Genomic DNA, 12,960 nt, shown 5'->3' with positions numbered 1-12,960 from the left:
GACTGATGTTTCCCCAGGAAAGCCACCAGCCGATGCACCGGTTTACACCGGTTGCACCTTGGGCGCGAATGCTATGCAACAAACCAAAAAAGGTGCAACCAGTTTCGCGAGAATTAGTTGCACCTAGTCGGATATATCGACAAACAAGCGGTTTTTGCTCCCTTTTAGCGCAGTCAACGCGCTTTGCTAGAAGCAAAAGCACCAAGCAGGAGCGGCACTTTCGTACCAGAAAATATTTCCTGATGAGCTGCTTATTTTTCCGACAAAAAAAGGGTTGCACCCGGTTGCACCTCTTTCAGCGCACGGCTAATCTTGCCGCCAGCTGATGCCACGCAACTGTGGCAACCATGAGGATAAAAATATGGCTACCACCACCCTTGGGGTCAAACTCGATGACCCGACCCGCGAGCGCCTGAAGGCTGCCGCGACCTCGATTGATCGCACACCGCACTGGCTGATCAAGCAGGCAATTTTCAATTACCTGGAAAAACTCGAGGGTGGTGCAACCCTGACCGAGCTGAACGGTTTGACCGCCAAGGACGCCGACGACGCTGGCGAACTTCATACCGATCACGCCCACCAGTGCTTCCTCGAATTTGCTGAAAGCATCTTGCCGCAGTCGGTTCTGCGCGCTTCGATCACCGCCGCTTACCGCCGCCCTGAGCCGGAAGTGGTGCCAATGCTGATCGAGCAGGCGCGCCTGCCGGCGCCGATGGCTGAAGCCACCAACAAACTCGCCGCCTCCATCGCCGAAAAACTGCGTAACCAGAAAAGTGCCGGCGGTCGTGCAGGCATTGTTCAGGGTCTGCTGCAGGAATTTTCCCTGTCGTCCCAGGAAGGCGTGGCGCTGATGTGCCTGGCCGAAGCGCTGCTGCGTATTCCGGACAAGGGCACTCGCGACGCACTGATCCGCGACAAGATCAGCACCGGTAACTGGCACCCGCACCTGGGCAACAGCCCTTCGCTGTTTGTCAACGCCGCGACCTGGGGCCTGTTGCTGACTGGCAAGCTTGTGTCCACGCACAATGAAGCCGGACTGACTTCGTCGCTGAGCCGCATCATCGGCAAGAGTGGCGAGCCGATGATCCGCAAGGGCGTCGACATGGCCATGCGCCTGATGGGCGAGCAGTTCGTTACCGGCGAAACCATCGCCGAAGCACTGGCCAACGCGAGCAAGTTCGAAGCCAAGGGTTTCCGCTATTCCTACGACATGCTCGGTGAAGCAGCCCTGACCGAGCACGACGCGCAGAAGTACCTGGCGTCGTACGAACAAGCCATTCACTCGATCGGCAAAGCCTCCCACGGTCGTGGGATTTATGAAGGCCCGGGCATTTCCATCAAGCTCTCGGCACTGCACCCGCGTTACAGCCGTGCGCAGTACGAGCGCGTGATGGACGAGCTGTACCCGCGCCTGTTGTCGCTGACCCTGCTGGCCAAGCAATACGACATCGGCCTGAACATCGACGCCGAAGAAGCCGACCGCCTCGAGCTGTCGCTGGATCTGCTTGAGCGTCTGTGCTTCGAGCCGCAACTGACCGGCTGGAACGGCATCGGTTTCGTTATCCAGGCTTATCAGAAGCGTTGCCCGTACGTGATCGACTACGTGATCGATCTGGCCCGCCGCAGCCGTCATCGCCTGATGATCCGTCTGGTGAAAGGCGCGTACTGGGACAGCGAGATCAAGCGCGCCCAGGTCGAAGGCCTGGAAGGCTATCCGGTCTATACCCGCAAGGTGTACACCGACGTTTCCTACATCGCCTGCGCCCGCAAACTGCTGTCGGTGCCGGAAGTCATCTACCCGCAGTTCGCCACGCACAACGCCCACACCCTGTCGGCCATCTACCACATTGCCGGTCAGAACTATTACCCGGGCCAGTACGAATTCCAGTGCCTGCACGGCATGGGCGAACCTTTGTACGAGCAGGTTGTAGGCAAAGTTTCCGAAGGCAAGCTGAACCGTCCGTGCCGCGTGTACGCTCCGGTTGGTACTCATGAAACCCTGCTGGCGTACCTCGTACGTCGTTTGCTGGAAAACGGCGCGAACACTTCGTTCGTCAACCGCATCGCCGACCAGTCGATTTCGATTCAGGAACTGGTGGCCGATCCGGTTGCGCAGATCGAGCAGATGGCAACCGTGGAAGGTGGTTTCGGCCTGCCGCACCCGCGTATTCCGCTGCCGCGTGACTTGTACGGTTCCGAGCGCGCCAACTCCAGCGGCATCGACATGGCCAACGAACATCGTCTGGCCTCGCTGTCCTGCGCCCTGCTCGCCACCGCGCACAACAACTGGAAAGCCGCGCCGATGCTCGGTTGCACTTCCAGCAACGAAACGCCTGCGCCAGTACTGAACCCGGCAGACCATCGTGATGTGGTCGGCCACGTTCAAGAAGCCACTGTCGAAGACGTTGACAACGCCATCCAGTGCGCGCTGAACGCTGCACCGATCTGGCAGGCCACCCCGCCGGCCGAGCGCGCGGCGATTCTGGAACGTGCAGCTGACTTGATGGAAGGTGAGATCCAGCCGCTGATGGGTCTGCTGGCTCGCGAAGCCGGCAAGACCTTCGCCAACGCCATCGCCGAAGTCCGCGAAGCCGTCGACTTCCTGCGTTATTACGCGGTGCAGGCACGCAACGATTTCAGCAACGACGCCCACCGCCCACTGGGCCCAGTGGTGTGCATCAGCCCGTGGAACTTCCCGCTGGCAATCTTCAGCGGCCAAGTCGCTGCGGCACTGGCGGCCGGTAACCCGGTATTGGCCAAACCGGCCGAGCAAACCCCGCTGGTTGCCGCACAAGCCGTGCGCTTGCTGCTCGAAGCGGGGATTCCGGAAGGCGTGCTGCAACTGCTGCCGGGGCGCGGTGAAACCGTCGGTGCCGGTCTGGTCGGTGACGAGCGCGTCAAAGGCGTGATGTTCACCGGCTCCACTGAAGTTGCTCGTCTGCTGCAACGCAACATTGCCGGTCGCCTGGACAGCCAGGGCCGTCCGATTCCGCTGATCGCCGAAACCGGTGGCCAGAACGCAATGATCGTCGACTCCTCGGCACTGACCGAACAAGTGGTCATCGACGTGGTGTCTTCGGCCTTCGACAGCGCCGGTCAGCGTTGCTCGGCGCTGCGCGTCCTTTGCCTGCAGGAAGATTCCGCTGATCGCGTCATCGAAATGCTCAAAGGCGCGATGGCTGAAAGCCGTCTCGGCAATCCTGAACGCCTGTCCGTGGACATCGGCCCAGTCATCGACGCTGAAGCCAAGGCTGGCATCGACAAGCACATCCAGGGCATGCGCGACAAAGGTCGCAACGTGTACCAGGTGGCGATTGCCGACACTGAAGAAGTCAAACGCGGCACCTTCGTCATGCCGACCCTGATCGAACTGGAAAGCTTCGATGAGCTGCAACGCGAGATCTTCGGTCCGGTGCTGCACGTGGTGCGCTACAAGCGTAAAGAGATCGATCAACTGATCGGCCAGATCAACGCTTCCGGCTACGGCCTGACCCTCGGCGTACACACACGTATCGACGAGACCATCGCCAAGGTGATCGACAACGTCAACGCCGGTAACGTCTACGTCAACCGCAACATCGTTGGTGCCGTGGTCGGCGTGCAGCCGTTCGGCGGCGAAGGCCTGTCGGGCACTGGCCCGAAAGCCGGTGGCCCGCTGTACCTATACCGCTTGCTGTCAACGCGTCCTACCGATGCGATCGAACAATCCTTCGCTCGCGGTGATGCTGCCGTGGCGCCGGACGTGCGTCTGCGTGATGCCATGAGCAAACCGCTGAATGCCCTGAAAGCCTGGGCCGAGAGCAATAAGTACGCCGACTTGAGCACTCTGTGCGTGCAGTACGCTGCGCAGTCGCAGAGCGGCATCACCCGCATGCTGGCCGGCCCGACCGGTGAGAAGAACAGCTACGCCATCCTGCCGCGCGAGCACGTGCTGTGCCTGACGGAGGTTGAAGGTGATCTGCTGACGCAACTGGCAGCAGTGCTGGCGGTTGGCGGTTCGGCGGTATGGCCGGAATCCGACATCAGCAAGGCCTTGTTCGCACGCTTGCCGAAGGACGTTCAGGCGCGGATCAAGCTGGTTTCCGACTGGAATAAAGACGAAGTGGTGTTTGATGCGGTTCTGCATCACGGCCATTCCGACCAGTTGCGTGGCGTTTGCCAGCAGATTGCCAAGCGTGCCGGTGCCATTGTTGGTGTTCAGGGCTTGTCCCAGGGCGAGACCAACATTGCGCTGGAGCGTCTGGTGATCGAGCGGGCGTTGAGTGTTAACACTGCGGCGGCGGGTGGTAATGCCAGCTTGATGACCATCGGCTAACGTCCCTGGTTGATTGATCGTTCCCACGCTCCGCGTGGGAATGCCTCCTGTGACGCTCTGCGTCACGCCGTTTAGGGACGCGGAGCGTCCCGGGCTGCATTCCCACGCAGAGCGTGGGAACGATCATGCCCTACCCTCGTTTTGCCCCTCCATCACGCTTATCAATCATCCTGTTCAGCTTTTATCAGCACGCCTAGACTCGGCCCAACCCAAAAAAAGGTAGGCCGCCATGTCCGAGACGCTGCTCAGTTCCCGCAATCTGGCTTTCGAGCTGTATGAAGTCCTTGATGCCGAGGGCCTGACCCGCCGTGAGCGTTTTGCCGAGCACAATCGCGAGACCTTCGACGCCGCCATCGGCACCGCACGCAACATCGCCGAAAAATACTTCGCGCCGCACAACCGCAAGGGCGACGAGAACGAGCCGCGCTACGAGGACGGTAAGGCGATTCTGATTCCCGAGGTGAAACCGGCGGTGGATGCCTTCCTTGAGGCCGGATTCCTCAACGCCGCGAGAAGTTTCGACGCCGGTGGCATGCAACTTCCTACGCTGCTCTCGCAGGCCTGCTTCGCGCACTTCCAGTCGGCCAACGCCGCATCGACGTCGTATCCGTTCCTGACCATGGGCGCGGCGAACCTGATCGAAAGCTTCGGCACCGACGAGCAGAAGCAGCGCTTTCTGCAACCGATGATCGACGGTCGTTTCTTCGGCACCATGGCCCTGACCGAGCCCCACGCTGGCTCATCGTTGTCGGATATTCGTACACGCGCCGAGCCTGCGTCCGACGGCACTTATCGCCTCAAAGGCAACAAGATCTTCATTTCCGGCGGTGATCACCCCCTCTCGGAAAATATCGTGCACATGGTGCTGGCCAAACTGCCGGACGCGCCGCCGGGGGTGAAGGGCATTTCTCTGTTCATCGTGCCGAAATTTCTGGTCAACGATGACGGCAGCCTCGGTCAGCGCAACGATGTGTTGCTCGCGGGGCTGTTCCACAAGATGGGGTGGCGTGGCACCACTTCCACCGCACTGAACTTCGGCGATAACGGTGAATGCGTCGGCTATCTGGTGGGCAAGCCGCATCACGGTTTGAGTTACATGTTCCAGATGATGAATGAAGCGCGGATCGGCGTCGGCATGGGTGCGGTGATGCTCGGTTATGCCGGTTACCTGTATTCGCTGGAATACGCCCGCGAGCGTCCGCAAGGTCGAGTGCCGGACAGCAAAGACCCAAGCACCGCGCCAGTGGCGATCATTCAACACGCGGACGTCAGACGCATGCTGCTGACGCAAAAGTCCTACGTCGAAGGGGCATTTGACCTCGGTTTGTATGCCGCGCGTTTATTTGACGACACCACCACGCTTGAGACCGAAAGCGAGCGTAAGCAGGCCCATGAGTTGCTGGATCTGCTGACGCCGATCGTCAAATCCTGGCCGTCTGAGTTCTGCCTGAAGGCCAACGAACTGGCGATCCAGATTCTCGGCGGCCACGGTTACACCCGTGAATACCCGGTGGAGCAGTATTACCGCGACAACCGGCTGAACCCGATCCACGAGGGCACTCATGGCATTCAGTCGCTGGACTTGCTCGGGCGTAAGCTGGCGCAGAACGGTGGCGCGGGACTGAAGCAATTGATTCGTCTGATTGCCAATACCGCTGAGCGCGCAACGGCGCACGAATCGCTGACCGCGCTGCGTGAGCCACTGGAGAAACTGGTCGCGCGTTTGCAAGTCGTGACCATAGGTTTGTTGACCGATCTGGCGCAGGGCAAGGTCAATAGCAGCCTGGCGAACTCGGCGTTGTACTTGAAGGTGTTCGGGCACACGGTGATTGGCTGGCGCTGGCTGGAGCAGGCGATTCGTGCCGAAGAAGGCTTGCTGAAAGGCAATGCGGCGGATGTCGACTTCTATAAGGGCAAGTTGCAGGCGGCACGGTATTTCCTGACGTGGGAAGTGCCGGGTTGTCACCATGAGCTGGCGTTGCTCGAGGCGCGGGATGATACGTGTCTGACGATGCAGGATGCCTGGTTCTGATCCGGATTATGCGTAACGGCTAATATCGCTTTCGCGGGCAAGCCCGCTCCCACAGGTGTTGCGGCGGATTCACATACTGTGTGAACACCGCACAACCCTGTGGGAGTGGGCTTGCCCGCGAAGACGTCAGTTCAAACAACACATCTCTCAGCTCAGCTTGAACCCACCCATCTGCCGCGCCAGATCATCCGCCAACCGCTGCAACATCTGACAATCCTCTCGACAAGCCCGAACCTCTCCCGCCGTCGCCCGCGCCAGATCGGAAATCCCCTGCACGTTACGGTTGATCTCCTCGGTCACCGCCGACTGCTCCTCGGTCGCTGTCGCCACCTGGTGGTTCATGTCACTGATGCGCTCGACCTGCCCGGTAATCGCAGTCAACGATGCGCCGGTACGCTGGCTCGACTCAACCCCGGTGCCCGTCGCAGCCTGGCCGGTGCGCATCGACGACACGGCGTTTTCCGCACCTTGCTTGAGGCTGCCGATCATTTGCTGAATCTCGTCGGTGGACGCCTGGGTTCTGCGCGCCAAGGTGCGCACCTCGTCTGCAACGACAGCGAACCCTCGGCCCATGTCCCCGGCGCGTGCGGCCTCGATGGCAGCGTTCAGCGCCAATAGATTGGTCTGCTCGGAAACCCCGCGAATCACCGCCAGCACCGAATCGATCGACGCCACTTGCTGCGCCAACTCACCCACCGCTCCCGCCGCCACACCGATCTCATCGGACATGCTCTCAATATGTCGAATGGAGCCACCGACCACTTCCCGTGCCTGCATCGCTTCATCCCGCGCGGTTTGCGAGGCAAGCGCGGCGTTGCCGGCGTTCTGGGCGATTTCCTGCACGGTCAGGCCCATTTCGTGAACGGCGGTGGCGACCATGTCGGTCATTTCCTGCTGCCGACCAGAGCGTTCGGCGGTGTTCTCCACCACCTTTGCCACCTGCCCGACCGCCGTGCGCAAGCGCTCGCTGGTGGTCAGCACTTCGCCGATCATCCCCCGTTGGCTATCGAGGAAACGGTTGAAGCCGCGGGCGAGATCGCCTAGCTCATCGGCACGACTGGAATCTAACCGATGGGTCAAATCTCCCCCACCGCTACCGATTGCTACCAGCGCCGCTGTTACCTGACGAATCGGTCGCACCAACCCTTGGGCCAGCCATACCACCAACGCGAGGCACACCAGCGCCACCGCCAATCCGATGCCGCCGCTCATCCACATCGCCTTGCGGGCTTCGGCATAGATCTGCGACTGCGGCACTTCGGCCACCAACGTCCAGCCCAAATCACGCAAAGGCAGGCTGAAGGCAAGGAAGTCTTCGCCATCCCGCTGGAAGCTGCTGCTTATGGCAGTTTTTTGACCCATGACGGCCTGCGCCGCAGAAGCGCCAATCTGCTCGCTCAAGGTGCGCTTGCCACTGAACTGCGCCTCGGGGTGCACCTGGATCAAACCCTCGGAACGCACGAGATAGACCTTGCCGCGCTCGCCGAAGCTGAAGTTGTGAATCAGCTCGGACAGCTCTTTCATGCTCAGCCCAAGCCCCGCTACGCCGACCACTTTGCCGGCCTGTTCAACCTTCAGATCGATGAACAGCGCCAATTCTCCGGTGGCCCCATCGTTGTCGATGTTCAGGGTGCGCGGCTGACTGCTGTCGAGGAAAGAATAGAACCAGGCGTCGGCCGGTTTGGCGCGACTGAGGGTGCGATCCAGGCCTTTTTCGGTGATGTAGTGATTCGATTCGGTGCCGATGATCAAAGCGGTAAAAGCCTTGTGTTCGGCGCGGATGCCTTCCAGATACTGCGCGAAGGCGGCCGTTTTGCTGCCTTCTTCACCCGCCGCCAACCAATCGCGCACCATGGAATTGCTGGCGATGTCTTTCGCGGCCGTCAACGGCTGGATAAGGATGCGTTCGATGTCGTTGCGCGTCGCCTCGATGCTCGACGGCAACGCTTGTTCGACCAGATAGCTCTGGGCAAGGCGGTTGACTACCAGGGTATAAATGCCAACCACGATCAGGATGCTGACCAGCAGGGCGGTGCCCATGCTGAGAATCAGCTGCCATTGAATACTGCGTCGCCACAACTGCATGGAGCACCCCCAAAGAATAAGTGGCCGAAACAATGCAACAGCCGTGCCGATTGTATACAACCCAATCGACAATCTATTCTTTGGTTGTGCGCAAACCCATCAGCCCTGATTGATGGTCTTGGCGATGGTGTCGACCGTGGCGCTGACTTGCTCTTGGTAACGGTCGAGTTCTTCTTTGTGCTGCTTCTTCATTTCGATCTGCTGCGAGCACAGATTCATTGCCGCCAGCACCAGCAGGCGGTCGCCGATCAGCGTCGGGTATTTCCTTTTGGTGTCGTCCAAAGCGGCCTTGAGCATCATTGCCGCGTCCAGCAGGGTCTGTTCTTCCCCGGCCGGTGCCTTGATCGAATAGTCCTCCCCGAGAATGGAGACGACTTTTACCCCTGCTGTGTGGTGGTTCATGCGCTGACAGGACCTGCGTTGACGCGATCAACCAGGGCTTGAATGCGTGCGGCGGTGGCGCCGTGCTTTTCTTCCTGTTCCATCAGGCTCAGTTGCAGGCTTTCGTTTTCATCCTTGGCCTGGGCCAGTTCCGTGGACAGGGTCTGGTTGGTTTGCGAGAGGGCCTGGTTCTGTTGCACCAGGTCGCTGACGAGCTGTTCCAATTGGCTGAGGGATGCTTCCAACATTTTGATCTTCCAAGCGTTTTTCAAAGGGCGCGTACGATAAAGAAAAGTCACCACGGATGCCAGGGTTTAACCGGCGCAAGGCCTTGATTTTCCTGGCGGGCGAGCGTTCTCGCGAGTTTAAAAGACTGTGATCTGCCGATCTGGTTCCTGCACTTCGTCGCCCAAGACCTTCTGCGACAAATACGCACACCGCCTCAAGACTTTAGTCGTATGACCGATAAGTCATCCATACAGCAGTCTCAGCCCGCATGGATGCGGCCCTCTCTTGGTATCCGCCCCATGTCCCTTCGCAATATGAACATCGCCCCCCGGGCGTTTACCGGTTTCGCCCTGATCGGCGGCCTGATGCTGATTCTGGGCGTGTTCGCGCTGAATCAGATGAGCAAAATTCGCAGCGCCGCCGAGGACATCTCGTCGAGCAGCGTGCCGAGCATCAAGAACCTCGACGAGTTCACTCAATTGACTCTGCGTCTGCGCGTGCTGTCGTACCGCCTGCTGGTCAACCGTGAACCGGATGTGCAGCAAAAAACCATTGAGCTGCTGGACATGCGCAATCAGCAGATCCGCAAGGCCCAGACTGATTACGAGCCGCTGATCGGCAGCCCGGAAGAGCGTTCGGCCTACGATCAGTACGTGCAGTTGCTCGGTCAGTACCGCCAGATCGAAGACCGGATGAAAAGCCTGTCGCGCAACAATCAGGTGGATGAGCTGCGCAACCTGCTCAACACCGAGTTGCTGAACAACTCCGAAGCCATGAACACCGTGCTCAACCGCCTGATGCAGATCAACGGCGAGCAGATCAGCGAGACCAATCAGCAAGCGGCCGATCAGTATTCCTCGGCGTTCGATCTGGTGGTGACCCTGCTGGTGATCGCCACCGGCCTGACCTTCCTGTTCGCCTGGTTGCTGACCATCAGCATCACCCGGCCGATCTCCAAGGCACTCGACGCGGCGGAAACCATTGCCGAGGGCAACCTGACCCAGCCAATTCACGTCGACGGTTCCGATGAAGCCGGGCGCCTGCTGGCTGCCATGGCCAAGATGCAATCGAAACTGCGCGACACTTTGCAGCGAATTTCCGGTTCGGCCACTCAACTGGCTTCTGCCGCTGAAGAACTGAACAGTGTCACCGACGAAAGCGCGCGGGGCCTGACTCAGCAGAACAACGAAATTGAACAGGCGGCGACTGCGGTCAACGAGATGACCAGTGCTGTGGAAGAAGTCGCACGCAACGCAGTGAGCACTTCGGAAGCGTCGAAGAACGCCACCACCTCGGCCGGCGACGGTCGTGATCTGGTTCAGGAAACCGTCAGCGCCATCGAACGGATGAGCGCCGACGTGCAGAGCACTGCATCGTTGATCGGCGATCTGGCCAATGAATCTCGCGACATCGGCAAGGTGCTGGACGTGATCCGTGGTCTGGCTGACCAGACCAACCTGCTGGCGTTGAACGCAGCTATTGAAGCGGCCCGTGCCGGTGAGGCCGGCCGTGGTTTTGCGGTGGTGGCTGACGAGGTTCGTGCACTGGCGCACCGCACTCAGCAATCGACCAGCGAAATCGAGCGCATGATCGGCAGCATTCAGAGCGGCACCGAACACGCGGTGGATTCGATGCGTAACAGCACCGAGCGCGCCGAGTCGACGCTGAACATTGCCCGTGGTGCCGGGATGTCGCTGGACACCATCAACACTGCCATCGTCGAAATCAACGAGCGCAACCTGGTGATCGCCAGCGCCGCCGAAGAACAGGCACAAGTGGCGCGGGAAGTGGACCGTAACCTGGTGAACATCCGCGACCTGTCGGTGCAATCGGCGACCGGCGCGAATCAGACCAGTGCGGCGAGCAACGAGCTGTCGCGGTTGGCGCTGGACCTGAACAATATGGTTGGGCGGTTTAGCCTTTAAACCTGCCTCCTCTGCTGTCGATCGTTCCCATGCTCTGCGTGGGAATGCAGCCCGGGACGCTCCGCGTCCCAAGCGGACGCAGAGCGTCCATTGAGGCGTTCCCACGCAGAGCGTGGGAACGATCAACAGCCCCAGCGCAAAAACCTTTTTGACAGCATCACATTTCAACAGGTTAGAATCGCTGGCACGCAGACTGCATGGTCAGTTTGTGCCCGTCTTTACGCTTCTGGAGTACTGCCTTTGAATGCGACGACCATCAACAGCCTGTTCTTGATCGGCGCGTTGCTGGTAGGCGCAAGCATTCTTGTCAGCTCTCTGTCTTCCCGTCTCGGCATTCCGATTCTGGTCATCATTCTTGCGGTCGGCATGGCGGCCGGGGTTGATGGCGGCGGGATCATTTTCGATAACTACCCGACGGCCTATCTGGTCGGCAACCTCGCCCTGGCGGTGATCCTCCTCGACGGCGGTTTGCGCACGCGGGTGTCGAGTTTCCGCGTGGCGCTATGGCCGGCGTTGTCGCTGGCCACGGTCGGGGTGCTGATTACCACCGGGCTGACCGGCATGGCGGCGGCGTGGCTGTTCGACCTGAACCTGATTCAGGGCTTGTTGATCGGCGCCATCGTCGGCTCGACCGACGCCGCAGCGGTGTTCTCGCTGCTCGGTGGCAAAGGCCTGAACGAACGGGTGACCGCCAGCCTGGAAATCGAATCCGGCAGCAATGACCCGATGGCGGTGTTTCTCACCGTGACCCTGATCGACATGCTCGCCAGCGGCCAGACCGGCCTGCACTGGAGCCTGCTGACCCACCTGATCCGCGAGTTCGGCATCGGTGGCGTGATCGGTCTGGGCGGTGGCTGGCTGATGCTGCAACTGGTCAACCGGATCAACCTCGCCGCCGGCCTGTATCCGATCCTGGTGATCGCGGGTGGTCTGGTGGTGTTCGCCCTGACCAACGCCTTGCACGGCAGTGGCTTCCTTGCGGTTTATCTGTGTGGTCTGGTGATCGGCAACCGTCCGGTGCGCAGTCGCCACGGCATCCTGCACATGCTCGACGGCATGGCGTGGCTGGCGCAGATCGGCATGTTCCTGGTGTTGGGACTGTTGGTCACGCCGCATGATTTGCTGCCGATCGCCCTGCCTGCCCTGGGTCTGGCACTGTGGATGATTCTGTTCGCGCGACCACTGTCGGTAGTCGTCGGCCTGCTGCCATTCAAGGCCTTCCATGGCCGCGAGAAAGCCTTTATTTCCTGGGTCGGCCTGCGCGGCGCCGTACCGATCATTCTGGCGGTGTTCCCGCTGATGGCCGGTCTGCCGAACGCGCAGCTGTACTTCAACCTCGCCTTCTTCATCGTGCTGGTGTCGCTGCTGGTACAGGGCACGAGCCTGCCGTGGGTGGCCAAACTGCTCAAGGTGACGGTACCGCCCGAGCCTGCGCCCATTTCCCGTTCAGCGCTGGAAGTCCACGTCACCAGCGAATGGGAGCTGTTCGTGTACAAGCTCGGCGCGGAGAAATGGTGCATCGGTTCGCCCCTGCGTGAGCTGAAAATGCCCGAAGGCACCCGTATCGCTGCCCTGTTTCGTGGCCAGCAATTGCTCCATCCGTCGGGTAGTACGGTGCTGGAAGTCGATGATTTGCTGTGTGTTATCGGCCATGAACACAACTTGCCGGCTCTAGGAAAACTGTTCAGCCAGGCGCCGCAACGTGGCCTCGATCTGCGTTTCTTCGGCGACTTTGTGCTCGAAGGAGACGCCCAGCTTAAAGCGGTTGCAGCGCTTTACGGGTTGCCGGCCGACGGTATCGATCCGGACATGACCCTGGGCGCCTTCATCGCGCAGAAAGTCGGCGGTGCGCCAATCGTCGGTGACCAGGTGGAGTGGAACAACACTCACTGGACGGTTGCGGTCATGGACGGGAACAAGATCGGCAAAGTGGGCGTCAGATTCCCCGAAGGAAGTCGCCCGGGCCCCGGGCTCTTCCTCTAAACTGCGTCCAC

General features: G+C 60.3%; 7 protein-coding genes and 2 pseudogenes. 5 read left to right on the top strand and 4 right to left on the bottom strand.

All coding sequences use genetic code 11. From position 1 onward, the window contains the following. The first annotated feature begins 361 nt into the window (after positions 1-361). On the top strand, positions 362-4,315 hold the full coding sequence (gene putA, locus ACVVH8_RS02460) for a trifunctional transcriptional regulator/proline dehydrogenase/L-glutamate gamma-semialdehyde dehydrogenase (RefSeq protein ID WP_475228309.1): 3,954 nt from the start codon (positions 362-364) through the stop codon (positions 4,313-4,315). 229 nt (positions 4,316-4,544) lie between these two features. Further along, positions 4,545-6,347: an acyl-CoA dehydrogenase gene (locus ACVVH8_RS02455; RefSeq protein WP_475228307.1), complete on the top strand. Its 1,803-nt coding sequence runs from the start codon at positions 4,545-4,547 to the stop codon at positions 6,345-6,347. A gap of 147 nt (positions 6,348-6,494) precedes the next feature. Here the strand turns inward: ACVVH8_RS02455 and ACVVH8_RS02450 are convergent, their stop codons facing one another. The 4 genes and pseudogenes from ACVVH8_RS02450 to ACVVH8_RS02435 form a co-directional block, all read right to left on the bottom strand. Further along, on the bottom strand, positions 6,495-7,226 hold the full coding sequence (locus tag ACVVH8_RS02450; RefSeq protein WP_371917814.1) for a methyl-accepting chemotaxis protein: 732 nt from the start codon (positions 7,224-7,226) through the stop codon (positions 6,495-6,497). Between the two features lie 135 nt (positions 7,227-7,361). Next, positions 7,362-8,387: pseudogene (locus ACVVH8_RS02445) on the bottom strand (HAMP domain-containing protein); the annotation flags it as partial. Between the two features lie 144 nt (positions 8,388-8,531). Beyond that, the gene (locus ACVVH8_RS02440; protein WP_064117128.1) at positions 8,532-8,834 is read right to left on the bottom strand and encodes a cell division protein ZapA; all 303 of its coding nucleotides are present in this window, start codon (positions 8,832-8,834) and stop codon (positions 8,532-8,534) included. Then, entirely contained in the window at positions 8,831-9,061 is a 231-nt protein-coding gene (locus ACVVH8_RS02435) for a hypothetical protein (RefSeq protein WP_103305398.1), read from the bottom strand. Before ACVVH8_RS02435 ends, ACVVH8_RS02440 begins: the two co-directional genes overlap by 4 nt. 210 nt (positions 9,062-9,271) lie before the next feature. Here ACVVH8_RS02435 and ACVVH8_RS02430 point away from each other — a divergent pair. From ACVVH8_RS02430 to ACVVH8_RS02420, 3 genes and pseudogenes are all read left to right on the top strand, one after another. Further along, positions 9,272-10,063 (top strand): annotated as a pseudogene (locus ACVVH8_RS02430) (MCP four helix bundle domain-containing protein); the annotation flags it as partial. A 30-nt stretch (positions 10,064-10,093) separates the two neighbouring features. Next, on the top strand, positions 10,094-10,966 hold the full coding sequence (locus ACVVH8_RS02425; RefSeq protein WP_371042268.1) for a methyl-accepting chemotaxis protein: 873 nt from the start codon (positions 10,094-10,096) through the stop codon (positions 10,964-10,966). A gap of 240 nt (positions 10,967-11,206) precedes the next feature. Beyond that, on the top strand, positions 11,207-12,949 hold the full coding sequence (locus ACVVH8_RS02420) for a potassium/proton antiporter (RefSeq protein WP_103305400.1): 1,743 nt from the start codon (positions 11,207-11,209) through the stop codon (positions 12,947-12,949). Positions 12,950-12,960 lie beyond the last annotated feature (11 nt).

It is taken from the genome of Pseudomonas trutticola BRTCR10 (assembly GCF_056155105.1).
Note: the sequence above shows the minus strand (reverse complement) of the source record. Positions and strands in the feature narration are given on the sequence as shown.